Here is a 26,374-nt window from a genome sequence, read left to right as displayed (position 1 = left end):
ACCATTCGAAACTCGGAAACCGCGCGGCGGCGGGTGCGCGACGCATGCCCGCCGTCCGCCTTCGCGAAGCCGCGGCGCACCGCGATCACGCCGCCGGTCACGCCTGTTGCCAATCATTTAATCACCTTCAAAAAGCCGAGTTGCCTTGTATTGGCGCTCGCGCGGCACAGAATCCACCGTTTTTTCCGATCCGCGCAGCACACTATGCGGCGCGGATTTCGGCGCGGCGGCGCGGTGTTTTTCGGCCGCTGTCCGGGCGCTGCCCGGATGCTGTCCGAAAGCCGTCCGGCCGACGCCCGGCAGCTTTTCCGCCAGCGTCGAACGCTTCGCGATCGCGCAAGCGCGAGCGCAAGCGCACGCTCGCGCGATCGATCGGCGCATCGAACCGACACGTACCCGACGATGCACGCCGCGCATCCGCTGCCGCTGCCGCTGCCGCATCAGACGTTCTCGCCGAAATCGATCAGCACGCTCTTCACGCGCAGGTTCGCTTCGTAGGCGTGACGGCCGAGATCCTTGCCGATCCCCGAGCTCTTGTAGCCGCCCGTCGGAATCGCGAAATCCGCGGTGCGCCCGTAGCGGTTGATCCACACGGTGCCCGCCTCGATCGCGCGCATCATCCGCAGCGCGCGGCTCAGATCGGCCGTGTGCACGCCCGCCGCGAGCCCGTACCGGTCGTGCGCGGCGAGCGCGAGCGCCTCGTCGTCGTCGTCGAACGCCTGCACGGTCAGCACCGGCCCGAAGATTTCCTCGCGCACCGCCTCCGCCTGCGGCGTCACGCCGGTAAGGATCGTCGGCGCGTAGAACGCGCCGTCGCCCGCCAGCTCGATCCGCGCGCCGCCCGCGGCCGCGTGTGCGCCGCCGTCGAGCGTGCGCCGCACGATGCCGTCGATCCGCTGAAGCTGCGGCGCGGAGATGATCGGCGGCAGCGTCGTGCCGCGCGCCCACGTCGCGCCGGGGCGCAGCTCGGCGAACGCGGCCGCCACCGCGTCGACGAAGCGCGCCTGAACCTTGCGCTCGACGATCAGCCGCGAGCCCGCGACGCACACCTGCCCGGCGTTGCCCGCGATCGCCGCCGCGACGCGCCGCGCGACGCGCTCGAGATTCGGCGCGTCGGCGAACACGAGCTGCGGGCTCTTGCCGCCCAGCTCCAGCGTCACGGGCTTGGTGCCGTGCTGCGCGCACGCGGCCATGATCGCGGCGCCCGTCTGGCTCGAGCCCGTGAACGTCACTTTGGACACCTTCGGATGCCGGCACAGCGCATCGCCCGTCGTGCGGCCGTCGCCGTGCACGACGTTGAAGACGCCGGGCGGCACGCCCGCCTCGATCGCGAGCTCCGCGAGCCGCACCGACGAGAACGGCGTGAGCTCCGACGGCTTCAGCACGACCGCGTTGCCGGCGGCGAGCGCCGGCGCGATCTTCCACGACGCCATCACGAGCGGAAAATTCCACGGTGCGATCGCGGCGACGACGCCGTACGGCTCGGTGATCATCATCCCGAGATGGTCGGCGCGCGTCGCCGCGACTTCGCCGCCGACGCGGTCCGCGCACTCGGCGAAGAAGCGGATGCCTTCGGCCGTGAACGGCACGTCCCAGCGCGCGGCGTCGGCGATCGGGCGCGTCGAGCCGACCGCTTCGAGCGGCGCGAGCGTCGCGACGTCGGCCTCGATCAGCTCGGCCCAGCGGCGCATCGCGCGGGCGCGTTCGCGCGGCGCGCGGCGCGCCCAGTCGCTCGTCCTGAACGCAAGCCACGCATCGTCCACCGCCCGGTCGACGAGCGACGCGTCCGCCACCGGCAGCGCCGCGTAGGCGACGCCGTCCGACGGCCGCTTCACGTCGATGACGCCCGGGCCGTCGACATGCCGGCCGCCGATGAAGTGCGCGCTGCGGACCGCGACGCGCGCGGGATCGAAACTGTCCATCGTGTGTGTTCCTGAAACATGGAGAAAAAACGGCGCGACGCGCGCGGCGGCAGCGCTCGCGATGCGCGGCGACGACGGCGCATGCTCGCGCCGCGGGCGACGCCGTCGATGCCCGCAACGCCGGCCATGCGCGCAACGCGGCCGCCTCTTGCGGCACAAACCGAAACCGCGCCGCGAGAGACGCGTCGCGCGAGGCCCCGCGACGCCGTCAGCGCCGCTCGCATCGTGTGCATTCGTCGGGCGGCGCCGCGCATCGCGCTGCGCCGGCCGCACCCGTGGCGGATGCACGCGGCGCGGCCCGGCGAACGACGCATCGACGAGTTCGCCGCCCCTGTCCGCGCGGCCGCCCGGATCGTCCGCGACGTACGCATCGGGCGCAGCGTTCGCGCGACGCCGCGCATCGCGTCACGCCGCCTGCGTCAATTGCGGATACGCGCGGCACAGCTCGGCGAACAGCGCATCGACGAGTTCGCCGCCGCCGCCCGCGCAACCGGCCCGGTCGGCTGCGATGCGCGCATCGAGCGCGTCGAACAGCCGATGCTTGATGAAGTGGCGCCATTGCACCGGCACGCCGGCGAGGATGCGCGTGAGCGCCGCGTAGCGCGCGGCCGTCCACTTCGCCTCGAACGCGTCGCGGTACGCGCCGAACGCGAACGCCGGCGCGGCGTCGCCCGCTAGCCGCGCACGCGCCGCTTCGCGCAGCGCGGCCGTTCCTTCGACGTCGATCTCGTCGCCGTCGAGCGCGACGCCGTACACGTCGCGCGCAACGTCGGCGCTCACGTAGCCGCGCAGCACGTCGTCGCGCACCTTCGCCGGCTCGCGCTCGATCGGCCGGCCGTAGCCGCCCGCGCCCGCGCCGACGAGCCGGATCACGTCGCCCGGCGCGCAGACGACGAGATCGTTGTTGTCGAGCGCCTCTTCGCGCGGCGTGCCCGGATTGCGCGTGAAGCGCGCGTTGCCGCCCGGCCGCCCTCCGTGCAGCCCCCACGACGCGAAGCGCGTGCGATCGCGATTGCGCGCGGTCACGAGCGTGTTCGGCGCGAACACCTGGAACTCCATCACGAGCCCCTGCCCGCCGCGATGCCGCCCCGCACCGCCCGAGCCCGGCGCGACGCCGTAGCGCGTGATCCGGATCGGCACTTCCGTCTCGTTGATCTCGACCGGCGTGTTGCGCAGGAACGCGTTGTTCGCGCCGGAGCCGTCCTCGCCGTCGTCGGCGGCGCTGCCGCCCGCGCCGCCGCCGATCGGCCCGATCGACGCCATCACCGTCTGCCCTTCGCGGTTCATCGTCTTCACGCTGAGAATCGACAGCCCGCCCGCCGGGCACGCGGCGAGGCGCTCGGGCACCGCGCGCGCGAACGCGCCGAAGGTCAGCAGATGCAGCAGCTTGCACGTGAGGCTGCGCATGCCGACCGCGGCGGGCGGCACCGCGTTGACGACCGAGCCTTCGGGCAGCACGCAGCGCGCGACGCGCAGCATCCCGGTGTTCAGCAGGATGTCGGGATCGAGCGTATAGAGCACGTACACGAGGCCGACGAGCGCGAGCGCATGCCGCTCGTGTCCGCCCGTCGGCATGTTCAGCGACGATTGCAGTTGCGGATCGCTGCCCGAGTAGTCCATCTCGACCTCGCCGCCGCGAATGCGCGCGGTCAGCGCGACGCGCATCGGCTTGCCGTTCGCCGAATCCTCGTCCGCGTATTCGGCGAACGAGTAGTCGCCGTCGGGAATGCCGCGCAGGATCGTGCGCGCCTGCTCCTCCGAATAGTCGAGGAGCGCGCGCATCCCGGCCTTGAAGCCGTCGATGCCGAAGCGCTCGACGATCTCCAGCACGCGCCGCTCGCCGGTGTGCAGCGACGCGAGCTGCGCGAGCAGATCGCCGACGTTCTGCTCGGGCGCGCGCACGTTCGTCGCCATGATCCGCACGAGCGCGTCGTCGACGACGCCCGCGCGCACGATCTTGCAAGGCGGAAAGCGCACGCCTTCCTGCTGGATCTCGGTCAGCGTGCGCGACAGCGACGCCGGCACCGCGCCGCCCATGTCGGTGTTGTGGATGTGCCCGCCGACGAAGCAGACGATCTCGTCCGCGTAAAACACCGGCTTCCAGATCACGATGTCGGGCGTGTGGGTCGCGACGAAGCCGCTGTACGCGTCGTTCGTCATGCAGACGTCGCCCGGCGCGTAGCTGTCGATCATCCGGATCACCGAGCCGTAGTCGAGCCCGACGTACCACGTCGCGCCGAGCGTCTTCGGCGACGCGAACGTGAGCCCGTCCGGCGTCATGATCGCGCACGAAAAATCTTCGGTTTCCTTCACGAACGTCGAATGCGCGGTTCGCACGAGCGTGTACGCCATGCTTTCCGCCGCCGCGACGCAATAGTTCGCGAAGATCTGCAGCACCGATTTGTCGAATTGCATTGCGTTCTCCGGATCAGTTCGCGCGCGAGAGGATCAGCTGGCCGAGCGCGTCGACGCGGCCGCGGTAGCCCGGCAGCACCGTCGTCGTGCAGTCGTCCTGCGCGATCACGGCCGGGCCGTCGAAGCGCTGGCCCGCCTTCAGGTCGCGGCGCAGGTAGAGCGCCGCATCGTGGAACGCGCCGTTCATGAACACGCGGATCGTGCTCACGGGCGCGGGCGGTGCGTCGCTCGCGTCGACGGCCTTCAGCGCGGGCTTCGGCGTCGCGGCCGAGATCACGAGCCGCAGCGCGACCACCTGCACGCGCGCGCCCGGATCGCCGTGGCCGTACAGGCGCGCGTGCTCGCGATGAAACGCGTCGCGCAGCGGCGCGGGATCGCCGCCGTGCAGCCAGTCGAGCTCGAGCGGCGTGTCGATCTCGAACGACTGGCCCTTGTAGCGCATGTCCGCCGACACCGCGATTCGCGCGTCGCGATCGTCGCCGATCTGATCAGCGATCCACGCTCGCGCCGCGCGTTCGAGCGCGCGCGCGTCGTCGGAAAGGCGCGCGAGCGACGCCGCGTCGAGATCGTAGTAAGCGGTCTTCACGAAATCGTTGCGCGTATCGGCGATCAGGCCGCCCAGCGCGCTCAGCACGCCCGGCGCGATCGGCACGACGATCTCGTCGATGCCGATCGCGCGCGCGAAATGGCACGCGAGCATCGGCCCCGCGCCGCCGAACGGCAGCAGCGCGAACGCGCGCGGATCGATCCCGAAGCGCGACACGATCCGGCTCACGCCCGCGTACATCCCCGACACCGCGACGTCGACGATCGCCTCGGCGGTGCGGTATGCATCCGCGCCGAGCCGCTCAGCGAGCGCGTCGATCGCGCGATGCGCGGCCGCTCGGTCGACCTTCACCGAGTCGTAGCCGAGGCTCGCGTTGCCGATCACGCCGAGCACGACGAACGCGTCGGTGATCGTCGCGCGCGTGCCGCCGCGCCCGTAGCAGACGGGCCCCGGATTCGAGCCCGCGCTGTCCGGGCCCACCTTCAGTACGCCGAAATCGTCGACCCACGCGATCGAGCCGCCGCCGTCGCCGATCGACGACACGGACACCGAAGGAATGTGGATCTGGAAATCGCCGATGTATTCGCCGCTCGCGTACTGCGGCTCGCCGTCGACGATCAGCGCGACGTCGGCGGTCGTGCCGCCGATGTCGAGGCTCATGCAGCGCGCGAGGCCGCTCTGCCTCGCGACGTACGCGGCGCCGATCACGCCGGACGCGGTGCCGGACAGGATCATCTGCACGCAGTTGGTCTTGCCCGCTTCGGCGCTCATCACGCCGCCGTTGGATTTCGTGACCTTCATGTCGCACGCCACGCCCGTCTGCGCGAGCGCGCGCTGCAGCGAGCCGAGATAATGCGACACCTTCGGCTGCACGTAGCCGCCGATCACGGCGGTCGACGTGCGCTCGTATTCGCGGATGATCGGCCACACGTCCGACGAGCACGACACGAAGAAGCCCGGCATCTCGCGCTCGACGATCGCCTTCACCGCGTGCTCGTGCGCCGGATTGCGATACGCATGGAGCAGCGCGATCACCACGCCTTCGCACTTCGCGCGCCGCAGCCGCGCGATCGCGTCGAGCACGCTCGCCTCGTCGACGGGCGTCTCGACGCCGCCGTCGGCCGCGAGCCGCTCGATCACGCCGAACACGCGCTCGCGCGGCACGAGCGGCGCGGGGCGCTTCGACAGCAGGTTGTACATGTCGGGGCCCTTCAGCCGCGCGAGGTCGAGCACGTCCTCGAAATGGCGCGTCGTCACGAGCCCGAGCCGCAGGCCCTTGCGCTGCACGACCGCGTTCACGCCGACCGTCGTGCCGTGCGTGAAGTACGCGACGTCGCGCGGCGCGATCCCGTAGCGCTCGCCGAGCGCCTCCATTCCGCGCAGCACTTCGCTGCCGGGGCTGTCCGGCCGCGAAAACACCTTCAGCGTCTTCAATTCGCCCGTCGCGTCGTCGAGCACCGCGAAATCGGCGAATGAGCCGCCGATGTCCACCCCGATTCGGATTCCCACGAAGATTCCTCGTTCATTGATGCCCGGCGGACGCGGCCCGCCGAACGACCGGAAAGACCATCCGAAGCCGCGCTTCGGGACGCGCGGCCGCGCGCCGGCGAGCGCCGCGCCGCTTGCGCCGCCCGCTTCACGCGCGCTCCGCGCCCGCGAGCGCCGCCGCCGCGGGCAGCGCCTGGAACTGGATCAGGTCGGCCTCGCTGCGATGGCAGAGCACCTGCGCGCCGTTGTCGAGCGTGCGCATCGACGGCGTCGCCCGGTTGCACACGCCGTCGATGCGCGCCGCGCAGCGCGGCAGGAACGCGCACAGCTCGGGGTTGTCGGCCGGCGGGCCGATCGGCGCGAGCGGGCGGCGGCAGCGCTCGGTCGCGTCGTCGAGCCAGCCCGCGCGCAGCTCGGGCGCGGACGACACGAGCAGATGCGAATATGGATGGAACGGCGGCGCGCACAGCGCGTCGCGGCTGCCCGTCTCGACGCGCCGGCCCGCGTACAGCACGACGATGTCGTCGCTGATCGCGCGCACCTTCGCGATGTCGTGCGTGATGAACAGATACGACACGCCGAGCTTGCGTTGCAGGTCGCGCAGCAGCTCCATGATCGCCGCGCCGACCACCGTGTCGAGCGCGGACGTCACTTCGTCGCAGAGGATCAGATCCGGCTCGGCCGCGAGCGCGCGCGCGAGGTTCACGCGCTGCTTCTGTCCGCCGGACAGCTCGACCGTGCGGCGCGCGGCGATCGACGCCGGCAGCCGCACGAGCTCGAGCAGCTCGGCGACGCGCCGCCGCGCGCGCTCGCCCTTCATCCCGTGATAGAACGCGAGCGGCCGCGCGAGCGTGCGCTCGACCGTGTGCGCCGGATTGAGCGCGGTATCCGCGTTCTGGAACACGATCTGGATGCGCCGGTACTGCTCCTTCGTGCGGCGGCCCAGATCGCCCGGCAGCGGCGCGCCGTCGAGCAGCAGCTGGCCGCCCGCGGCCGGCACGAGGCCCGCGATCACCTTCGCGAGCGTCGTCTTGCCCGAGCCCGATTCGCCGATCACGCCGACGGTTTGTCCGCGGCCGATCGACAGCTCGACGTCGTCGAGAATCGTCTTCGCGGGCCGGCCCTTCGCGTCCTTGCGGCCGTAGCCGGCCGTCACGCGCCGCACTTCGAGGAGCGGCCGCGCGGCGGCCCGCGCCGTCGCGCCCGAGGCCGCGCGCGCGAAATCGCTCGGCGTGACCGCGGCGATCAGGCTCTGCGTGTACGGATGCGCCGGCGCGTGCAGAATCTGCTCGGTGTCGCCGATCTCGCGGATGCGGCCGTCGCTCAGCACGACGATCCGGTCCGCCATCTGCGCGACCACTGCGAGATCGTGCGACACGTACACGGCCGTCATCCCGCACTGCCGGATCACGCGCTTGAATGCCTGCAGCACGTCGATCTGCGTGGTCACGTCGAGCGCGGTGGTCGGCTCGTCGAGGATCACGAGCTCCGGATCGGTGATGAGCGCCATCGCGGCCATCAGCCGCTGAAGCTGCCCGCCCGACACCTGGTGCGGGTAGCGCGCGCCGATCTTCTCCGGCTCGGGCAGCGCGAGCGCGCGGAACAGTTCGACCGCCTTCGCCTCGGCCGCGCGCCGCGTCAGCGTCTTGTGGATCAGCGCGCTCTCGATCACCTGATCGAGGATCGTGCGCACCGGATTGAACGCGGCGGCCGCGCTCTGCGCGATGTACGCGACCTTGCGGCCGCGCAGCGACGCGAGCGCCGGGTCGGACAGCGCGCGCACGTCGGCGTCGCCGACGCGGATCGCGCCGCCCGCGATCCGGCAGCCGCTGCGCGCGTGGCCCATCAGCGACAGCGCGATCGTCGTCTTGCCGGAGCCCGATTCGCCGATCAGCGCGAGCACTTCGCCGCGCCGCACGTCGAAGTCGACGCCGTGCACGATCGTCGTGACGGGCTCGCCCGGGCGGCCGCCGACGACGCGCAGCCCGCGCACCTCGACGAGGTTTTCGCGATTCGCGTTCATTCAGTGTTCTCCTGCGGCGAGCGCCGCGTCGCTGCGGCGGCCGCGGTGCGGCAGGCCGTCGATCAGCAGGTTCACGCCGACCGTGACGATCGCGATCGCGAGCGCCGGCATGATGACGACGGGCGAGCCGTCGCCGAGCCCGGCGATGTTCTCGCGCACGAGCGAGCCGAGGTCCGCGTACGGCGGCTGCACGCCGAGGCCGAGAAAGCTCAGGCCGCTCAGGAGCAGCACGACGAACGTGAAGCGCAGGCCGGTGTCGGCGAGCATCGGGTGGATCATGTTCGGCAGCATCTCGACGCACGCGATGTAGACCGGGCTCTCGCCGCGCGCGCGCGCGACCTGCACGTATTCGTACGTGCTGATGTTGAGCGCGAGCGAGCGCGCGATCCGGTACGAGCCCGGCATGTAGCTGATCGCGGCCGTGACGATCAAAAGCGGCAGCGACGAGCCGAACACCGCGACCAGCATCAGCGCGAACATCTTCGACGGGATCGACGTGATCGCGTCGAGCAGGCGGCTCATCGTTTCGTCGACCGCGCGGCCCGCGACCGTCGCGAGCAAGCCGAGCGACGTGCCGGTGATCGCGGCGAGAAGCGCCGCCGCGAGCGCGAGCAGCACCGTCAGGCGCGTGCCGTAGATGATGCGGCTCAGCATGTCGCGGCCGAGGTAGTCGGAGCCGAGCGGCAGCTTCGCGCTGAACGCGGCGAACACGTCGGCCGACACGATCGAGCCGACCGAGTGCGGCGCGAGCCACGGCGCGAACACCGCGACGAACAGCGCGACGCTCACCATCGCGAGGCCCGCCCAGCCGCCCTTGGACAGCCGCAGCCGCGCGGCGAGCGGCTTGCGCGCGGCGCGCGGGGCGGGCGCGCCGGGCGGCGAGCCGCCGTTCCACGCCGGCTCGCGGCCGTCGGCGGGCGTGGCGCTGCTGCGTTGAATCAGATCGGCGTGGTTCATGGGCCGCGTCTCCGTCGAAAGAGGTTCGGGGGTCGTCATGTCCGCAGCTTCGGATTCGAGACGATCGAGCACAGGTCGGCGAGCAGCACGAGCGCCAGATAGCCGGAGCAGAAGATCATCGTGCACGCTTGGACGAGCGGGAAATCGCGGTTCGACACCGCGTCGACCATCAGGCTCGCGAGGCCCGGGTAGTTGAAGATCGTCTCGACGACGATCACGCCGCCGAGCAGATACGACAGGCTCAGCGCAACCGCATTCGCGATCGGGCCGATCGCGTTCGGCAGCGCGTGGCGCAGCACGACGCGCGCGGGGCTCGCGCCCTTGAGCATCGCCATCTCGACGTACGACGCGCCGAGCTGCTCGATCACCGCCGCGCGCGTCATCCGCGCCATCTGCGCGATCACGACCGCGCACAGCGTGAGCACCGGCATCGCATACGCGCGCAGGAAGTGATCGACGCTGTCGATCTCGCCGCCGTACGACAGCGCGGACAGCCAGTGCAGCTTGACCGCGAGCACGAGCACCGCGACCGTCGCGATCAGGAACTCGGGCGTCGCGACGAGCGACAGCGTGCCGAGGCTCACGATCCGGTCGATCACGGTCTCGCGTTTCACCGCCGCGAGGATGCCGAGCACGAGCGCGACCGGCACCGACACCGCCGTCGTGATCGCGGCGAGCGTCAGCGATTTCGGCAGCCGCCCGTCGATCATCTCGGCGACCGGCAGCCCGCTCGACAGCGACTTGCCGAAATCGCCGTGCAGCACCTGCGCGAGCCAGTGGCCGTAGCGCAGATGAACCGGCTGATCGAGGCCGAACTGCTGGCGCAGCGCGGCGACCGTCTCCGGCGTCGCCGACTGCCCGAGCGCCGCTTGCGCGGCGTCGCCCGGCAGCAGGTTCGTGATCGCGAAGATGATCACCGACACGATCAGCAGCGTGAGCGCCGTCAGCGCGATCCGCTTGCCGATCAATTCGACTATGGTCTGGTTCATGCTCGAAGCCTCTTCGATATGCGGCGAGCCGGGCCCGGGAGCGACGCGCGCCCGGCGATGCCGGCTCCATCACGTGCGCATCACGCGCGCGTCACGCTTCCCACCAGACATGCTCGGCGAACTGGAAGCCCATCAGCGCGCCCGTCGGGATCGAGCCGAGCCCCTTCAGGCGCTTGTCGTGCGCATCGAGCAGGCTGATGAACGCCGGAATGCCGATCCCGCCCTGCTCCGATACGAGCGCCTGCATCTCGCCGTACATCTGCTTGCGCTTCGCCTCGTCGGTTTCCGAGCGCGCGGCGAGCAGCAACTGGTCGAACTTCGGGTTCTTCCAGCCCGACTCGTTCCACGTCGCATCCGACTTGAAGAACTGCGTGAACAGCACGTCGGCGCTCGAGCGCGGGTTGATGCTGCCGAAGCCGATCGGATGCTTCATCCAGTGGTTCGACCAGTAGCCGTCGGCGGGCACGCGGTTCACCGTCAGGTTCACGCCGATCTTCGCGGCCGTCTGCTGCAGCAGCACCGCCATCTCGACCGAGCCGTTCGCGTCGGTCGTCGCGTAGATCGGCGGCAGCGTCGTGCCGATCGCGCCCGCCTTCTGGAAATGGAACTTCGCGCGGTCGAGATCGAACGGCCGCTGCGCCAGCGACGCGTTGAAGTAGCGATGCCCGGGCGGAATCGGCTGATCGTTCGCGATCACCGAATAGCCGCGGAACACGGCCGAGCGGATCTGCTCGCGGTCGAACAGGTACTTCATCCCGTTGACGAAATCCATGTTGCCCGTCATCGCGTTGTCGCGGCGCAGGATCAAGTCCGTGTAGAGGCCCGACTTCGTCTCCTTCACCACGAAGCCCGCCGTCGACGCAACCCGCTGCGTCGAGCGCGGATCGACGCCGTTGATGAGCTGCACATCGCCCGACAGCAGCGCGTTCACGCGCGCGGCCGCGTCGCCGATGCCGATCAGCTCGATCTGGTCGAGATACGGCGCGCCCGATTTCCAGTAGCCGTCGTTGCGCACGCCGACGGTAGACACGCCCGGCTTGAACGATTTCAGCTTGTACGGGCCCGTGCCGATCGCCTGCGAGAAATCGGTCGTGCCGTCCTTCACGATCACGAACTGCGGCGTCGCCAGAATCACCGGCAGGTCGGCGTTCGCGTTGTCGAGCGTGAGCGTGACCTCGTTCGGGCCCGTCGCCTTGACGTCGGCGAACTGGTCGGCGAGCGACTTCACCTTCGACGCGGTCGCCGCGTTCTTGTGGCGCGTCAGCGAATAGACGACGTCGGCGGGCGCGAGCGGCTTGCCGTCGTGGAACGTCACGCCGCGGCGCAGCTTGACGACCCAGGTCTTCGCATCCTTCGTCTGCACCGATTCGGCGATGTTCGGCTGCGGCGTGAGGCTCTCGTCGAGCTGCGTCAAGCCGCTGTAGAACAGGAAGCAGCGGATGTAGTCCGCGCCCGTCGAGCCCTTCGCCGGATCGAGCGTGTCGGCGGTCGAGCTCGCGTCGTACGCGACGCGGATCTTGCCGCCGCGCTTGGGCGCCGGAGCGGCGAACGCGGATCGCGCGCCGGCCAGCAGCCCGCCCGCCGCGCCCGTCGCCAACACGCCCCCCGCGGCCATCACGCGCATCATGTCGCGGCGCGTGAAGCCGCCATGCTTGATTTCGTCGCTCATCCGAACAGCTCCTAACAAGAAGGTTGATCCTGGGTGTCCAGCAGTTTTTTTGTTCCGACGTTTGGCCCGGGTCCGCCTGCTGGCGCCGGTTCCCGCGATGCGCGTTTCAAGACGATTTAAGCATCGAAAAAAATGCCGAATGTCGCGATTCGACGCGCCTCGACAACACGATTCGACCGTTTTGGGTGGTCCGCGCAGCACGATTTGCTGCGCATCCGCGAAAACCCGCCGGCGAACGGCGTCCCGGCGGCGCGGTTTCGGCTCGTCACGTCCTGGTGGAAATCGTAATGGGGCGCGCATCGCGGCAATCGTCGACAAAAAAGCCGATTCGGCACAACCGCCGCGTTCTTGCGCGCCGGACCATGCGTTTCGCATCGATTCGCGCGCCCGGCGGCGAGCGCCGCGCAAACGGGAAGATCGTCCTAGGCGGGCGCCGCTTCGGTGTGCCAGTGGCCGAAGCATCGGGGCGAGCGAAGGCGCCGCCCGACGCCGCGCGTGCGGTGCGCGCCGCGTCGCCGCTCGGGCCTGCGCGCGGCGGCCGCGCGCTTCGCATTCGCCGATGGCGACGGCAGCGACGGCGACGGCGGCGGCAGCGGCGGCGGCAGCGGCTTCGACGGCACACACGCGCGAGCTGCCGCGAACGGCTCGGCTTCGTTCGCGCCGCCGTTGCGTCGCGCCGCGCGTCGCGGCGAGAGCGGGCGCCGATGGCGCGCGCGGCTGCGTCGAACGCGTGCGACGCGAAGGCCCGATCCAACGCCGCTTCGCGCACGACAAATGCGCGCGTTAGCCGATCTCCGGCCCATTCGCGAGCGTGCGCGCGGCAATGCATCGAAAGGAGGAGAGGAGAAGCGAACGAAAGGTGACGAAAGCTGCGCAACCGCGGACGAACGAACGCGCGGCGGCGAGCGTGCGCAGCCGAATGCGCCGTGCAGGGCAATCGATGCGGCAGACGTGGCGTTTTCGCGAGCGGCGCGCGCGACACCGCCGACGCCACGCTGTTCGGCGGCCGCCGGCAGTGAGCGGCGCGCGCCCTCTCGCGCGATCTCGCCCCTCCAGCACCGGCATGCGCCGCCGTCAGCGATACGTCCAGCGCCGATGCATCGCGAACGTCAACGGCGGCACGAGCGCGACGACGGCCGCGATGCTCCACGCGGCCGCGACGCCGAGCGCCTGCACGCCGCGCGAGATCGCCATCGTCAGCATCAGGCCCGCGGCCGACACCGCAAGGAAGCGCACGACGTTGCGCCAGCGCAGCGGCGCCGAAAAGCTCCACAACGTGTTCAGCAGATACGACGCGCCCGTCGCGCAGACGAACGCGACCGCGTTCGCCTGCACCGCGGTCGCGGCGAACGCGCCCATCAGCGCGCCGGCGATCGCCGCGTGCAGCGCGGTGGACAGCGCGCCGGACACGCCGAAGCGCACGAGCCGCGCGCGCACGCCGATGTCGGTGACGGCGCTCATTGCGGCGCGCTGTGCTTCGTCAGGACCGCGAACAGCGACACGCCGAACGGCAGCGAATGCTTCGGCAGCCAGCCGCGTTCCGCGCGGAAGATGCGGTACAACGCGGAGTTGACCGCGCGCGGCCCGATCGCGTCGCCGCTCGAGCGCGCGCGATGCAGCAGCCGGTCGGTCATCCGCGCGGCGACGGCGACCGGAAACAGCAGCGTGTTGAAATACGAGCTTCGCACGATCTTGCAGCCGGCCGCCTGCGCGCAGCGCTCGAGCGCCGCGCGGTCGTAGCGGCGGTAGTGATGGAGAAACGTGTCGTGCGCGCTCCAGAGCCACTGATACGCGGGCACCGTGACGACGATCGCGCCGCCCGGCGCGAGATGGTCGCTCGCGCGGCGCAGCGCGGCCGCGTCGTCCTCGATGTGCTCGAGGCAATCGAAGAAGCAGATCAGATCGAAGCGCTGGTCGCCGAACGGCACGTCGTCCGGGCAGCGGCCCGCGCGAATGTCGAAGCGCCAGCCGGTTCGGCGGTTCGCGATCGAGCGCGCGGTGTCGTCCATCTCGAGCGCGCTCACCGCGCCGAATTCCTCCAGCATCTCGAGATTGCCGCCCGTGCCGGAGCCGATCTCGAGTATGCGGGCGCCCGCCGGCAACGCGAGCTTCGCGAGCAACGCATGCAGGATGTCGCGCCGTGCGCGGAACCACCAGTGCGTGGATTCGGTGGCGGCCATCTGCAGATAAGCTTCGGGTGACATGGCGTCCTCCTGTCCGTCAGCGGCTCTCGGCGCGGGCGCGCGGCATCGCGCGCCGCCGCGCGAAATCGATCCGCGCGCCGTGCGCGGCGCGCGTCGCGGCGCTGCCGACAGGCAGCGCGCTCACCTTGGTGCGCGCCTGATAGCGGCGGCGCACGAGGTAGATCGGCCGTTCCTTCGATTCGTAGTAGATGCGGCCGATGTACTCGCCGACCACGCCGATGCCGACAAGCTCGATCCCGCCGATGAACAGCATCACCGAGATCAGCGAAGCATAGCCCGGCACCGGATTGCCCATCCACAGCGTGCGCGCGACGATGAAGCCGCCGTACAGGAACGCGAGCGCGGCGATCCCGAGCCCGATGTAGGTCCAACTGCGCAGCGGCACCGTGCTGAAGCTCGTGATTCCTTCGAGCGCGAAGTTCCAGAGCTTCCAGCCGGAGAACTTCGAATGCCCGGCGCAGCGCGCCTCGCGTTGATACTCGACGATCACGGTCCGATAGCCGACCCACGCGAACAGCCCCTTCATGAAGCGCCGGCGTTCGGGCAGGCTGCGCAGCGCGTTGACGACCTGCCGGTCCATCAGCCGGAAATCGCCGACGTTGACGGGCAGCTTCACTTCGGACAACGCATTGTGCACGCGGTAATAGAGCGCGGCCGCGGTGCGCTTCGCGAACGTGTCGCACGCGCGGTTGCTGCGCTTGGCCGCGACCACCTCGGCGCCGCCGCGCCAATGCTCGATCATCACCGGAATGAGGCTCGGCGGGTCCTGCAAGTCCGCGTCGATCGGTATCACGGCGTCGCCGTTCGATTCGTCGAGGCCGGCCGTCAGCGCGGCCTCCTTGCCGAAGTTGCGCGTCAGATCGATCACGCGCACCCGGGCGTCCTGCGCGCTCACGGCGACGAGCTGATCGAGCGTATCGTCGCGGCTGCCGTCGTTCACGCAGACGATCTCGAAGCGGATCGATTCGATCGCCTCCATCAACGGCACGACTTCCGCGAAGAACCGCGTGACCGCAGCGCCTTCGTTGTAGAACGGCACGACGAGCGAAATGAGCGGTGTGTTTATTTGATCCCGCATGGTGTTTCTCCCTGATCCCCGTAACGACCGCGGCCGGCCAGCGGCGGCGCCGCTCGCGTGTGCCGCGCGGCGGCGTCCGATGCGCCGCGCGCCGTCATGAAACGAACTGAATCGATCGCGTCCGCCGCGTCTTCGTCGCCGGGCAGACACGGTGCGCTGCGGCGCTCGTGCGCGATGCGGCTCACGATCGCCGCGAGCGCGCCCGCCGTCACGAGCGGCAGGAACTGGAACCGCAGCGGGCCGGCCGCGAAGAGTCCCGCGAGCGGCATCCACGCGAGCAACGCGAGCCCTTCGCGTTCGAGCGGACGCCAGCCGTCGGCGCGCGCGTGGCGCACGGCCCACGCGATCACGATCCCGTACCACGCGAGGTCGTAGTCGTACAGGTACGGGCTCACGAGCAGGCTCGCGCAGACGAGCGCGGCCGAGCGCAGCGCATGCGAGCACGCGCCGCGCCACGCATAGATCACCGCGGCGGCCGCGAACGCGATCGAGCACGCCTGCAACAGCTGCGCGGCGGCGGGCGACAGCCCCGCGAACGTCGCCAACGCGAAGAACGTCGGAATCCGCGCGAGCGGCGCCTGCCCGGCGCCGATCGTCTGCATCACGGACGCGGCCGCGTGCGCGAACGCCGTCCACGCGCCGAAGCCGAACGCGAGCGTGCCGAGCGCCAGGACGAGCGCGACCGTCACGGCCCATGCGCGCAATGCGCGCCATTGCGACGCGCACAGCAGCGCGAGCGGAAACAGCGGCGCGAGCTGCGGCTTGATGACGAGGAGCCCGAAGCAACAGCCGGCGAGCGCCGGGCGGCGGCGCAGCGCAACGAGGCCGAAGCCCGCGAGCGCGGCCGTCAGCAGGCTGTTCTGGCCGACGAGCGCAACGAAGAACGTGCCGGGGAACGCGAGCGCGCAGAGCGCCGCGAGACGGCGCGGCACGATCGCGCGCACCGTCGCGACGAACAGCGCGCCGGTGCCGACGATCCACACGAACGCCGCGACCGGATACGGCAGCCAGCCGAGCGGCGACACGAGCAGCAGCGTCTGCGGCGGATACAGCCACAACAGCACGCCGCGCATGTCGCGCATCGAAGGCACCGCGTGCAGCTCGACCGCATGCAGCGTCGAGAATTGCCAAGCGTCGAGCGCATGACCGCGCACCGCGAGCCACGCGGCGCTCCAGGTCGGCACGAAGTCCATCGTCGGCGGCATCGGCGAGTCCGGTCCGCCGGACAGCCAGCGCATCACGCAGACGCCTGCGAACGCCGCATAGCAGACGAGCGCCGCGATCGCATAGGTGCGCACCCGCTTCGCGTCGAGCCAGTGCGGACGGCGGCGCGGCCCGGCCGCCGGCAGCTCCGGGCACTCGACGTCGAGACGCGTCGGCGCATGGCCGTGCGGATGCATTTTCATCGCGCGGCTCCCGGCATCGCCCGCGCGCGGCGCACGACGATCAGCAGCACCGCGAGCAGCACGACGGGCCCGATCTGCGGAAAGCGGGTCGCGCGATTGAAGAACTCGAAGAACGGCAGCAGCCAGCCGGCGACGAGCACCAGCTGCTCGCCGGGCAGCCAGCCGGTATCGAGCGCGCAGGCGAGCACGCAGAACAGCGCGATGCCGAGCCACGCGAGTTCGTAATGCCACAGATACGGCGTCGCGAGCAGCGTCGCGACGGCAAGCACCGCCGCGCGAAGGCGCGCGTCGCTCGTGCGCAGCCACACGTTCAGCGCGGCCATCGCCGCGAGCGCGCCGATGGCGATCTGCACCGCATACGAGACATGCAGCGAAGCGCCGGCGAGCCGCATCGTCGAGAACGGCGCGGGCGACGCGAGCCAGTATTGCGTGCCTTGCTCGAGCACGAGCTCGCGCAGCATCGTCGTGCCCGACAGGAACGCGTGCACGGACGCCGTGCCGCAAACGGCGACGCTCGCCGCCGCGAAGATCAGCGTGCCGGCGGCGGCGAAGAAGAACGCGCGCCACGCGCGCGTCGCGACGAGCAGCAGCGGAAACAGCAGCGCCATCTGCGGCTTGACCGCGAGCAGGCTGATGCAAAGCCCCGCGATCGCCGGCCGCTTCGCGAGCGATCGCACCGCAAGCGCCGCGCACGCGGCCGTCAGCAACGAGTTCTGTCCGATCGCGGCGGCGACGAGCACGCCCGGAAACGACAGGATCGCGAACGATGCGAGACGCGGCCGCGCCAGCCGATCGCGCAAGCCCGACAGCGCGCCGACACCCTTCGCATAGGCGGCGAGGCCGAGCGCGCAGAAGAGCAGCAGCGACGGCACATAAGGCAGCAGCGCGAGCGGCGTGACGAGCACGAGCAGCGTCGGCGGATACACCCAGGGCAGGAAGCTGCGGTTCACGTACGCGCCGAGCTGCGCCGCCTCGACGCGCGAGAACGCCGGATAGTCGTAGACGCTCGCGGGCGCGCCGTGCAGCATCACGTGCGAGCCGCTCCAGAACACCGTGAAATCGATGCCGGGCCGCACGGTCGTGTTCGCGGTGAAACCGTGTGTCGTCCATCCCCACGCGCCCAGCAGCGCGATGCTGAGAATCAGCGTCGCGCCGCCGTATGCGAGCACGCGATCGCCGGTCAGCCATCCGCTGGAACGCAACATGCCGAAGCATGTTCCCCGATTCGCAAGATCCATGATGCCCCGATGTGTGATTAAGCGTTTTGTTTAAACACGTCGAATTCTTTTATCGATTCATTCGGACGGCGTTCTTGTTTGCATGACGTCGTCGCGTTTCCATTGATAGATAAAAAAGCGAGTCGATGCAAATCGCGGCGGCGCGCGATATCGCCGCGCGCAAGCCTGAAAAAGCGAATTCCGCATGAAAAATGACGAACGGCGGCGTCCGCGTTTCGGCGTTGAAACACTTTCCTTCGCCGGACGTCTCCGCCGAAGTCGGCCGGCACGGCCCGATTCACGGAATGCCGGGTCAGGGAAAATCCCGACAAAATTTTTATGGCCTTGCCTGGCGGGCGTTTGCGGGCGGCGGCCACGCGCCGGCACGCGTTCGCGTGTATCAAATCCGAAACCTTCTGCACCGCGTCATGCCCGCCGCGTTACACCGGTGAGCCGCTCGTCCTTGTCCCGCCGTGCGTTCCCGAAAGCTGGCCCACTCCTTGCGAAATGTCCTGCGCGGCAAACGACGACGCGACGATCGAAAGATTCACGGCATCCAGATCAACAGACAGAATCCGCCGACGTCACCCACGGGGTCGCATCCGGTGCAACGCATGCAAGTGCAAGTGCCGCGCCGGATGTGTACAGGGCAGTCGCCGTTCGACCAGCGGGGCGCCGGCTGCGGCCGTGCGCCAGGAAAAATTGCTCGTTGTGAATACCGGGGTGAAGGCAATGTCCACTTATTCCGTCCAGCGGCCCGTCGGCCGCTCAAGCAGTGAAACGGCGCGCACCTGCGCCGTCTCCCGCTATCCCTCCGCCGGCCGCAACGGCCGCCGGTTCCGCACTTTCCCAGGCTGGCGCCGCACGGCGCGCATCGATTCATGCGCGCGCGCCGGCAAGCCTCATCCCGCCGATCGCTCCGCTCGCGCAGGCGCATGCATTCGCGTGCAGGCCCCGCTGCGGCTGTTCTGATCCGCGGCCCGTTTTTTAGCAGTGCCTTGCAGTGCCTATAGTGCCCTGTCGTGCCAGCAGCACCCGTAGTGCCTTGTAGTACCAGCAGTGCCTCGTAGTACCCGTAGTGCCTTGCAGTTCCGGCAGCACCTTGTAGTCGAAGCAGTTCCCGTTGTACGTCCCGCGCCATCGATGGCAAGGGGTTTTTTTGTTATCCGAAAGGAGAGAGTCATGTCCAGCCTCGTTCAATACGTGAAGCAGTTCGTTCGCGACGAGGGCGGCGTCAGTGCCATCGAATACGGCCTGATCGCTGCTCTGATCGCGATCGTGATCATCGGTGCGGTGAAGACGGTCGGTACCAACCTCAACACCGTCTTCTCGACGATCGGCAACGATCTGTAAGGGCGCGTCGGCGGAAAGACGGATGGCTATGTCCCCACTCGCCGTCCGTCGCTTCCCTTCCGTTCGTTTCCTTTAGATGTTCCGTTCGATACCGCTGAGGAGCGATTCATGAGAACCCATTCCTTTTGCCGGGAGTCGACCCGTCCGCACCGGATCGACGCGCAACCCGCCCATGCCTTCATGCATTGGCTGCGCGACGAATCGGCGGTGTCCGCGATCGAATACGCGCTGATCGCATCGCTCATCGCGATCGTGATCATCGGCTCGGTACAGATCGTCGGCACCAATCTGCAGTCGGTGTTCAGCACTATCGCTTCGGATGTGTGAACTCAAGCCCGCCTGGTTGCGCCAGTCCGGCATGCCGGCTGGCGTCACCGAAGCAGCTCATCGAACGATCGAATACGACACGAGGCCTTCAATGTTCTCCGCCCTGCCGCCGCAACCGATCCCGCTCTGCGTGACGTTGCTTGCAATCGCAGCAGCCAGCATCGATCTGGCGAGCCGGCGCATTCCCAATCGACTGATCGCGCTCGGCCTCGTGGGCGCGCTCGTCGCGCAGTGCTGGCTGCCCGGCCCGCACACCGGCTTCGCCGTGTGGCTCGCCGGAGCGGCCACGGGCGCCGGCCTGCTGCTGCCGTTCTACCTCGTGCGCGGGATGGCCGCGGGCGACGTGAAGCTGATGCTCGCGATCGGCGCGTGGGTCGGCCCTTCGCTCGCGCTGCACATCGTGCTCGCGACGTTCGTCGTCGGCGGCGCATGGGCGCTCGCGGTCGTGCTCAAGCGCGGCCGGTTCCGCAAGCTGCTCGCGAACGTGCGTCATCTGCTCGTGAGCGCGGCGCTGCTGCGCAATCCGTCCGCGCCGCGCGCCGCACCCGAGTTCGACTCGGTCGGGACGCTGCCGTACGGCGTCGCGATCGCGATTGGCACGCTCGGCGTGCTGTTCACGGCGGCGGCCTGATGCGCATGCCGCCTCCCACCCAACGATTGGAGCGACCATGAACCTGGATCAAGCAGAACCGCGGCATGACGCGCAGATCGCCCATCTGCCGGAGCCATCCGCACTGCGCGCATACCGCGCAAGGCACGCCGCGCGCCTGCCCGCCGCGCCGCGCACGCTCGCGGAAACCGGCCTGGACGAAGCCTTCGTCGCGGCGCTGCTGCTGAAATCGATGCTCGCGCACGGACGCTCGAGCCTCACCGAAATCGTCGAGCGTCACGGCCTGCCGCCCGTCGTGCTCGACGAAGTGCTGACGTTCCTCGCGTGCGAGCGCCTGATCGAAGTCACGCACCGCGGCCTGTCCGACATCGACATGACGCTGCGCCTGACCGACCTCGGCCGCGCGCTCGCGCTCGAGGAAAAAGCGCGCAACAGCTACTGCGGCCCGGCGCCCGTCACGCACGAAGCGTACGTCTCGAGCGTCGCCGCGCATTCGGTGCGGCACGTGACGATTTCGCGCGCCGACGCGCACGCGGCGTTCCAAGGCGTCGTGATCGAGCCGTCGATGCTCGACGCGGCGGCCGCGTCGATGAACGCGGGCCGCCCGCTGCTGATCTACGGCCCCGCAGGCAGCGGCAAGACCTATCTCGCCGAGCGCCTCGGCTCGCTGCTGCGCGGCAACGTGCCGATTCCGTATGCGATCTATGCGTCGGGCGAGGTGATCAAGATTCATGATCCGCACGCGCACGTCGACGCGCCGCGCCCAACCGACAGCGCGAACGGCGACCGCCGCTGGCGCCTGTGCCGCCGGCCCATCGTGCTGTCGGGCGGCGAGCTGACGCTCGCCGAGCTCGACCTGCGCCGGGACGACTCGACGGGCTACTACCAGGCCCCGCCGCACGTGAAGGCGAACATGGGCCTCTACATCGTCGACGATCTCGGCCGCCAGCGCATCGCGCCGCGCGATCTGCTCAACCGCTGGCTGCTGCCGCTCGATCGCAACGTCGATCAGCTGACGTTCGCGAGCGGCGTGCGGCTCGAAATGCCGTTCGACGTGTGGCCGGTGTTCTCGAGCAACCTCGCGCCCGCGCAGTTCAGCGACGAAGCGTTCCTGCGCCGGCTCGGCTCGAAGCTGCACGTCGGGCCGCTGCCCGTCGCCCGCTATCGCGACCTGTACGACGCGAGCTGCGCATCGCTCGCGCTGCACTCGGACGCATCGACGTTCGACTACCTGCTGCAACGCCTGCACGCGCCCGCGCGGATGCCGTTTCTCGCGTGCTATCCGGGCGACCTGCTGCGGCTCGTCGCGGCGTCCGTGCACTATCGCGGCGACACGCCCACGGTCACGCCGCAGGCGCTGCACGAAGCGTGGCGCAGTTTCTTCGGCTCGGCGCCCGACGAACCGCCGCTCACCCCGCCGGATGCGGATCGCGATTGGTAGCGTCCGGCCCATTGGTTCTTGATACGACTAGCGAGGAGTACCGCCATGAAAAACAGTCGCGCATTCACGATGCTCGCCATCGCCATCCTGGCGGGGCTGGCCGCCGTCGCCTTCGCTTCGCGATGGCTCGTGCAAACCTCGAGCAGCGCCATCACGCCCGTCGCGGTCGCCGCGACCGACGTGAACCTCGGCGAGCCGCTCGGCCCGAACCAGCTGCGCATCGTCAACTGGCCGACGGCGAGCGTGCCGCCCGGCGCGTTCAACGACGTCAAGTCGCTCGAAGGCCGCGTCGTGCGCACGAGCCTCGCGCGCGGCGAGCCCGTGCTCGGCTCGAAGCTCGCGCCCGTCGGCACGAAGGGCGGCCTGTCCGCCGTGATCGCCCCCGGAGACCGCGCGATCACCGTGCGCGTGAACGATGTCGTCGGCGTCGCGGGCTTCGCGCTGCCCGGCAACTACGTCGACGTGATCGTCAACACGCAGGAACAGGCGAAGGCCGATCCGCAGCAGAGCATCTCGAAGATCGTGCTCGAGAAGATCCTCGTGCTCGCCGTCGCGCAGCAAGTGAGCCGCGACGACACCGCACCGAAGGTCGTCAACGCGGTCACGCTCGAAGTCACGCCCGACCAGGCGGAAAAGCTCGACCTCGCGCGCAGCGTCGGCACGCTGTCGCTCGTGCTGCGCAACCAGGTCGACAAGGACGCGCTGAACACCGGCGGCGCGACGAAGAACACGCTGCTCGGCCAGCCGGCGGCCGCGGCAGCGCCCGTCGCGGCGCCCGCCGCGCAACCGCGCACCGTGCGCACGCGCGTCGTCGTCGCGCATGCGCGCGCGGCGGCCGGCCGCGACTGCGTCGGCGTGCTGTCCGGCGTGACGGGCAGCGTCGAATGTTTCTGACATAAGCGGCAAAGCACTGACGATGCCTGGCGTTTCCGCTGCCCGCTTGCGTTCCGGCAGCTTTCGATAGTCAAACCCGGCGCACTGCGCCGGGCACTGGGGGACCACACGAAATGGACACCAAATCGCAACTTTCCCGGCCGACGCCGACGCGCATGCGCGTCGTGCGCGGCGCGGCGCTCGCCGCCGCGTGCTGTGCCGGGCTCTTCACCGTCTTCGCCGCGTCCGCGCAGGACGCCGTCGAGAACGCCGCAATCGCGAAGGGCGCCTCGGCCGCGCCGATGGCGATCGGCCGCGGACCGATGCAGATGACGATCAGCATGGCGCCCGCGCCCGTCGCCGGCGCCGCGGGTGCGGCGGCCGCCGCGCCGCTGCGCGGCCCGAACTGCGTCGGCGAGATGCGCGAATCGACCAGCGTGAGCGTGCCGCTCGGCAAGTCGCTGCTCGTGCCGCTCGACGAGCCGGTGCGCAACCGCACGATCGGCAATCCCGCCGTCGCGCAGGCGACGATGGTGTCGCCGCGCACGCTCTATCTCGTCGGCATGTCCGTCGGCACGACGAACATGATCGTCCAGGGCAAGAGCGGCGCGTGCCAGATCATCGACGTCGCGGTGGGCGCGGACGCGGGCGGCCTGCAGGCGTCGCTGCGCCAGCTGATGCCGCACGAGCGCGACATTCGCGTGTCGACCGCGGCGGACACGATCGTCCTCGCGGGCAACGTGTCGAGCGCGCAGGCCGCGCAGCAGGCGGTCGCGATCGCGAAGGCGTACAGCGACCGCACGAACGCCGGCGCCGCCGCCAATGGCAACGGCAACGGCAACGGCGGCGGCGGCCCGCGCGCCGACGTGCTCAACATGCTGACCGTCACGTCGCCGCAGCAGGTGATGCTCGAGGTGAAGGTCGCCGAGGTATCGAAGACGCTGATCAACCAGATGGGATCGGCCGTCAACATCCAAGGCGGCTTCGGCTCGTGGACGGGCGCGCTCGTGACGAGCCTGCTCACGGGCGTGGGCAGCGGCATCTCGGCGAGCAAGTCGAACAAGCTGCCGCTGAACGGCTCGATCGACGCGCAGAACACCGACCAGCCGGTGAAGATCCTCGCCGAGCCGCAGCTCGTCACGATCAGCGGCCAGGAAGCGACGTTCCTCGCGGGCGGCAAGATCTTCATCCCGGTTCCGCAAAGCAGCGGCATCGGCACGAACACGATCACGCTGCAGGAAGAGGAATTCGGCGTCGGGCTGAAGTTCACGCCGACGGTGCTGTCGAACGGGCGGATCAGCCTGAAGGTCGCGCCCGAGGTGTCCGAGCTGTCGCCGACGGGCGTCACGCTGTCCGCGGCGAACGTGGGCAACGTGTCGATCCTGCCGCTCATCACGACTCGGCGCGCGTCGACCACCGTGCAAATGGGCGACGGCGAAACGTTCGCGATCGGCGGCCTCATCAAGGACAACGCGCAAGGCTCGCTCAAGGCGCTGCCCGGCATCGGCGAGCTGCCCGTGCTCGGCGCGCTGTTCCGCAGCACGTCGTTCCAGCAGGACCGCACCGAGCTCGTGTTCGTCATCACGCCGCACCTGGTGAAGCCGCTCGACACCGCCGACGTGCCGCTGCCGACCGACAGCTTCACGAAGCCGAACGAAATCGACGTCTATGCGACGGGCAACATGGAAGGCCGCGGCGGACTGCGCCAGCACGCAACCGCGCCGGCGAACGCCGCTCCCGCGAACGCCGCGCCGATGAGCGCCGCGCCCGCCGGTGCCGCGCCGACGGCCACGGCGCCTGCCGCGCCCGCTACGTCCACTGCGCCTGCCACGTCCGCTGCGCCTGCAGCACCTGCGGCACCTGCGGCCGCCGCGCCGGCGACTGCCGCGCCGCCCGCCGCGCCGGCGAGCGTCGCGCCCGATGCCGCGCAGCCGGCGAAGCCCGCGGCACCCGCACCGGCACCGGCGCGCCCGTCGGCGACCGTGCAGGCGCCGCCGCCCGCAACGCCGGCCGCGGCCGCGCTCGCGCAGCGTCAAGGCGTGCGCGCCGCATCGCCCAACGCCGCCGCCACCGTGCCCGCCGTGCCCGCCGCCGCCGCATCGCCCGCACCCGCCGCGCTCGCGGCGCCGGCCGCAGCCGGCGCGACCGCGAAGCGCCAGGGCGCGCTGCCGTCGCAACAACTCGCCAACACCGGCGCGATCGCGCAAGACTTCGATCGCTGAACCATCGCAAGGGGACGCTCATGAACCTCGACTACTTCACGCTGACGCGCCGCCTCGTGCTCGCCGCGTCGCTCGCCGCCTCGCTCGGCGGCTGCATGACCAGCACGCCCGTCTGGGACAGCCGTTTCGGCGACTCGGTTCGCACCGTGATGCAGGCTCAGATCATCGATCCGCACGCGGCCGAACACGCGAAGTCGGCAGCCGGCGTCGACGGCCGCGCCGCCGCCGCCGCGCTCGACAACTACGACAGGTCGTTCCAGCAGATCGAGCCCACGCCGAACGCGTTCGTGATCGGCGTCGGCGGCGGCAAGGCGGGCGGCCAATAACCACCATTCGCTCAGGGAGACCGTCATGTCTCGCGTCACTTCCTCGTCAGGCGCCGCCCTTCACGGCGGGCGGCGCCGCCAGCGCGGCGTCGTGTCGATTCTCGTCGCGCTGATGCTCGCGGTGCTGATCGGCTTCGTCGGCCTCGCGCTGGATCTCGGCAAGCTCTACGTGACGCGCAGCGAGCTGCAGAACAGCGCTGACGCGTGCGCGCTCGCCGCGGCGCGCGACCTGACGGGCGCCATCAGCCTGTCCGTGCCGGAGGCGGCCGGCATCACCGCCGGCCACCTCAACTACGCGCTGTTCGAGCAGTTTCCCGTTCAGATGCTGACGAACTCGAACGTCACGTTCACCGATTCGCTCAGCAATCCGTTCCAGCCGAAGAGCTCGATCGCCTCGCCGTCGTCGATCAAGTACGTGAAGTGCACGACGTCGCGAACGGGCATCGTCAACTGGTTCATCCAGACGCTCAACATGGTGCCGGGCGTGAGCGTCGCGAACGCGTCGGTGTCCGCGACGGCCGTCGCGACCGTCGGCGCCGCGCAGACCACCTGCGCGATCCCGGTGTTCATCTGCAAGGCCGGCACGCAAACGAGCCCGCCCGTGGCCGGCGCGTCGTACAACATCGGCGACTGGCTCGCCGCGAAGACGGGCTCGCCGCCGTCGTTCGGCTCGGGCAACTTCGGCTGGTCGGCGCTCGACGGATCGAACAGCGCGTCGTCGATCGCCAACGAGCTGACGGGCAACTACTGCTCGCTGCCCGCGACCGGCTCGCAGGTCGGCACGCCCGGCAACAAGGCGGCGACGACGAACGCATACAACACCCGCTTCGGCATCTACGCGAATCCGTACAAGAATCCGTCGTACGGCACGCCCGATTTCACCGGCTACGCGTACGACGCGACCACGTGGCCCGCGCAGAGCAGCGCGTACTCGGATTTCGTCAGCAAGCGCCTGACGTTTACGAGCTATCAGGGCGACCTGATCACCGGCATCAACACGGGCGGCTCGTACAACGCGAGCTACTACCCGGCGGGCGCCGACCGGCGTCTCGCGCTCGCGCCGGAAGTCGACTGCTCGGTGCTGCTGAACGGCCACAGCGCGCCCGTGCTGTCGTGGGACTGCGTGCTGATGCTCGACCCGATGGGCTCCGGCGGCAGCGCGAGCCCCGTGCACCTCGAATATCGCGGCTCGTCGACGGCGGCCGGCAGCCCGTGCGCGACGCAAGGCACGCCCGGCAACGGCAGCTCGGTCGGCCCGCAAGTGCCCGTGCTGCTCCAATGAACGCATGATCAACCGAGACGATCAT

The 26,374-nt window shown here is 69.9% G+C and carries 22 protein-coding genes; 8 read left to right on the top strand and 14 right to left on the bottom strand.

The window, feature by feature from the left end; translation table 11 throughout:
* Positions 1-117 precede the first annotated feature (117 nt).
* The 14 genes from X946_RS34780 to X946_RS32745 form a co-directional block, all read right to left on the bottom strand.
* The gene (locus tag X946_RS34780) at positions 118-441 is read right to left on the bottom strand and encodes a hypothetical protein (protein ID WP_152611865.1); all 324 of its coding nucleotides are present in this window, start codon (positions 439-441) and stop codon (positions 118-120) included.
* Positions 441-1,922 (bottom strand): aldehyde dehydrogenase family protein, encoded by a 1,482-nt coding sequence (locus X946_RS28435; RefSeq protein ID WP_038755117.1) that lies wholly within the window; start codon positions 1,920-1,922, stop codon positions 441-443. The genes X946_RS34780 and X946_RS28435 overlap by 1 nt, the downstream gene beginning before the upstream one ends.
* 405 nt (positions 1,923-2,327) lie before the next feature.
* Positions 2,328-4,337, bottom strand: coding sequence for a hydantoinase B/oxoprolinase family protein (locus X946_RS28430; protein WP_038755114.1), 2,010 nt, complete (start codon positions 4,335-4,337; stop codon positions 2,328-2,330).
* A 13-nt stretch (positions 4,338-4,350) separates the two neighbouring features.
* Positions 4,351-6,393 (bottom strand): hydantoinase/oxoprolinase family protein, encoded by a 2,043-nt coding sequence (locus X946_RS28425; RefSeq protein WP_038755111.1) that lies wholly within the window; start codon positions 6,391-6,393, stop codon positions 4,351-4,353.
* Between the two features lie 127 nt (positions 6,394-6,520).
* Complete coding sequence (locus X946_RS28420) at positions 6,521-8,395, bottom strand: ABC transporter ATP-binding protein (protein ID WP_038755107.1); 1,875 nt, start codon at positions 8,393-8,395, stop codon at positions 6,521-6,523.
* A complete protein-coding gene (locus tag X946_RS28415; protein ID WP_038755104.1) occupies positions 8,396-9,352 on the bottom strand; it encodes an ABC transporter permease in 957 nt (318 codons plus the stop codon). It abuts the gene before it with no gap.
* 35 nt (positions 9,353-9,387) lie between these two features.
* The gene (locus X946_RS28410) at positions 9,388-10,341 is read right to left on the bottom strand and encodes an ABC transporter permease (RefSeq protein WP_038755101.1); all 954 of its coding nucleotides are present in this window, start codon (positions 10,339-10,341) and stop codon (positions 9,388-9,390) included.
* Positions 10,342-10,432: 91 nt separating this feature from the next.
* Positions 10,433-12,010, bottom strand: coding sequence for an ABC transporter substrate-binding protein (locus X946_RS28405; RefSeq protein WP_038755099.1), 1,578 nt, complete (start codon positions 12,008-12,010; stop codon positions 10,433-10,435).
* Between the two features lie 1,074 nt (positions 12,011-13,084).
* Positions 13,085-13,471, bottom strand: a complete 387-nt coding sequence (locus tag X946_RS28390; protein WP_038755090.1) for a GtrA family protein — start codon at positions 13,469-13,471, stop codon at positions 13,085-13,087.
* Complete coding sequence (locus X946_RS28385; RefSeq protein ID WP_038755087.1) at positions 13,468-14,214, bottom strand: class I SAM-dependent methyltransferase; 747 nt, start codon at positions 14,212-14,214, stop codon at positions 13,468-13,470. Before X946_RS28385 ends, X946_RS28390 begins: the two co-directional genes overlap by 4 nt.
* A 16-nt stretch (positions 14,215-14,230) precedes the next feature.
* On the bottom strand, positions 14,231-15,292 hold the full coding sequence (locus X946_RS28380) for a glycosyltransferase family 2 protein (RefSeq protein ID WP_038755085.1): 1,062 nt from the start codon (positions 15,290-15,292) through the stop codon (positions 14,231-14,233).
* Positions 15,277-16,698: a glycosyltransferase family 87 protein gene (locus X946_RS28375; protein WP_038755082.1), complete on the bottom strand. Its 1,422-nt coding sequence runs from the start codon at positions 16,696-16,698 to the stop codon at positions 15,277-15,279. Before X946_RS28375 ends, X946_RS28380 begins: the two co-directional genes overlap by 16 nt.
* Complete coding sequence (locus tag X946_RS28370; RefSeq protein WP_038755273.1) at positions 16,695-17,903, bottom strand: glycosyltransferase family 87 protein; 1,209 nt, start codon at positions 17,901-17,903, stop codon at positions 16,695-16,697. Before X946_RS28370 ends, X946_RS28375 begins: the two co-directional genes overlap by 4 nt.
* A gap of 50 nt (positions 17,904-17,953) precedes the next feature.
* The gene (locus X946_RS32745) at positions 17,954-18,292 is read right to left on the bottom strand and encodes a hypothetical protein (RefSeq protein WP_231752829.1); all 339 of its coding nucleotides are present in this window, start codon (positions 18,290-18,292) and stop codon (positions 17,954-17,956) included.
* A gap of 805 nt (positions 18,293-19,097) precedes the next feature.
* Between X946_RS32745 and X946_RS28365 the strand changes: the two genes are divergently transcribed.
* From X946_RS28365 to X946_RS28330, 8 genes are all read left to right on the top strand, one after another.
* Positions 19,098-19,268 (top strand): Flp family type IVb pilin, encoded by a 171-nt coding sequence (locus X946_RS28365; protein ID WP_038755079.1) that lies wholly within the window; start codon positions 19,098-19,100, stop codon positions 19,266-19,268.
* A gap of 180 nt (positions 19,269-19,448) precedes the next feature.
* Entirely contained in the window at positions 19,449-19,595 is a 147-nt protein-coding gene (locus X946_RS28360) for a Flp family type IVb pilin (protein ID WP_038755076.1), read from the top strand.
* 91 nt (positions 19,596-19,686) lie between these two features.
* A complete protein-coding gene (locus X946_RS28355; protein ID WP_038755073.1) occupies positions 19,687-20,226 on the top strand; it encodes an A24 family peptidase in 540 nt (179 codons plus the stop codon).
* A gap of 37 nt (positions 20,227-20,263) precedes the next feature.
* Positions 20,264-21,646, top strand: a complete 1,383-nt coding sequence (locus tag X946_RS28350) for an ATPase (protein WP_038755070.1) — start codon at positions 20,264-20,266, stop codon at positions 21,644-21,646.
* A gap of 45 nt (positions 21,647-21,691) precedes the next feature.
* Positions 21,692-22,540: a Flp pilus assembly protein CpaB gene (gene cpaB / locus X946_RS28345; protein WP_038755067.1), complete on the top strand. Its 849-nt coding sequence runs from the start codon at positions 21,692-21,694 to the stop codon at positions 22,538-22,540.
* A gap of 113 nt (positions 22,541-22,653) precedes the next feature.
* Positions 22,654-24,741 (top strand): type II and III secretion system protein family protein, encoded by a 2,088-nt coding sequence (locus X946_RS28340; protein WP_038755064.1) that lies wholly within the window; start codon positions 22,654-22,656, stop codon positions 24,739-24,741.
* 20 nt (positions 24,742-24,761) lie between these two features.
* The gene (locus X946_RS28335; protein WP_038755061.1) at positions 24,762-25,067 is read left to right on the top strand and encodes a hypothetical protein; all 306 of its coding nucleotides are present in this window, start codon (positions 24,762-24,764) and stop codon (positions 25,065-25,067) included.
* A 25-nt stretch (positions 25,068-25,092) separates the two neighbouring features.
* Complete coding sequence (locus tag X946_RS28330) at positions 25,093-26,349, top strand: pilus assembly protein TadG-related protein (protein ID WP_038755058.1); 1,257 nt, start codon at positions 25,093-25,095, stop codon at positions 26,347-26,349.
* Positions 26,350-26,374 lie beyond the last annotated feature (25 nt).

The sequence above is a fragment of the Burkholderia sp. ABCPW 111 genome, assembly GCF_000773065.1.
Classification (GTDB): Bacteria; Pseudomonadota; Gammaproteobacteria; order Burkholderiales; family Burkholderiaceae; genus Burkholderia; species Burkholderia savannae.
The sequence above is the reverse complement of the archived record's forward strand: the minus strand, read 5'-3'. Positions and strand labels throughout refer to the sequence as shown.

Excerpts from the sequence above, each read along its gene's own strand:
- X946_RS34780 (WP_152611865.1), bottom strand. The coding sequence starts at position 441 with ATGCGGCAGCGGCAGCGGCAGCGGATGCGCGGCGTGCATCGTCGGGTA.
- X946_RS28435 (WP_038755117.1), bottom strand. The coding sequence starts at position 1,922 with ATGGACAGTTTCGATCCCGCGCGCGTCGCGGTCCGCAGCGCGCACTTC.
- X946_RS28430 (WP_038755114.1), bottom strand. The coding sequence starts at position 4,337 with ATGCAATTCGACAAATCGGTGCTGCAGATCTTCGCGAACTATTGCGTC.
- X946_RS28420 (WP_038755107.1), bottom strand. The coding sequence starts at position 8,395 with ATGAACGCGAATCGCGAAAACCTCGTCGAGGTGCGCGGGCTGCGCGTC.
- X946_RS28415 (WP_038755104.1), bottom strand. The coding sequence starts at position 9,352 with ATGAACCACGCCGATCTGATTCAACGCAGCAGCGCCACGCCCGCCGAC.
- X946_RS28410 (WP_038755101.1), bottom strand. The coding sequence starts at position 10,341 with ATGAACCAGACCATAGTCGAATTGATCGGCAAGCGGATCGCGCTGACG.
- X946_RS28405 (WP_038755099.1), bottom strand. The coding sequence starts at position 12,010 with ATGAGCGACGAAATCAAGCATGGCGGCTTCACGCGCCGCGACATGATG.
- X946_RS28390 (WP_038755090.1), bottom strand. The coding sequence starts at position 13,471 with ATGAGCGCCGTCACCGACATCGGCGTGCGCGCGCGGCTCGTGCGCTTC.
- X946_RS28385 (WP_038755087.1), bottom strand. The coding sequence starts at position 14,214 with ATGTCACCCGAAGCTTATCTGCAGATGGCCGCCACCGAATCCACGCAC.
- X946_RS28380 (WP_038755085.1), bottom strand. The coding sequence starts at position 15,292 with ATGCGGGATCAAATAAACACACCGCTCATTTCGCTCGTCGTGCCGTTC.
- X946_RS28375 (WP_038755082.1), bottom strand. The coding sequence starts at position 16,698 with ATGAAAATGCATCCGCACGGCCATGCGCCGACGCGTCTCGACGTCGAG.
- X946_RS28370 (WP_038755273.1), bottom strand. The coding sequence starts at position 17,903 with ATGTTGCGTTCCAGCGGATGGCTGACCGGCGATCGCGTGCTCGCATAC.
- X946_RS28365 (WP_038755079.1), top strand. The coding sequence starts at position 19,098 with ATGTCCAGCCTCGTTCAATACGTGAAGCAGTTCGTTCGCGACGAGGGC.
- X946_RS28360 (WP_038755076.1), top strand. The coding sequence starts at position 19,449 with ATGCATTGGCTGCGCGACGAATCGGCGGTGTCCGCGATCGAATACGCG.
- X946_RS28355 (WP_038755073.1), top strand. The coding sequence starts at position 19,687 with ATGTTCTCCGCCCTGCCGCCGCAACCGATCCCGCTCTGCGTGACGTTG.
- X946_RS28350 (WP_038755070.1), top strand. The coding sequence starts at position 20,264 with ATGAACCTGGATCAAGCAGAACCGCGGCATGACGCGCAGATCGCCCAT.
- cpaB (WP_038755067.1), top strand. The coding sequence starts at position 21,692 with ATGAAAAACAGTCGCGCATTCACGATGCTCGCCATCGCCATCCTGGCG.
- X946_RS28340 (WP_038755064.1), top strand. The coding sequence starts at position 22,654 with ATGGACACCAAATCGCAACTTTCCCGGCCGACGCCGACGCGCATGCGC.
- X946_RS28335 (WP_038755061.1), top strand. The coding sequence starts at position 24,762 with ATGAACCTCGACTACTTCACGCTGACGCGCCGCCTCGTGCTCGCCGCG.
- X946_RS28330 (WP_038755058.1), top strand. The coding sequence starts at position 25,093 with ATGTCTCGCGTCACTTCCTCGTCAGGCGCCGCCCTTCACGGCGGGCGG.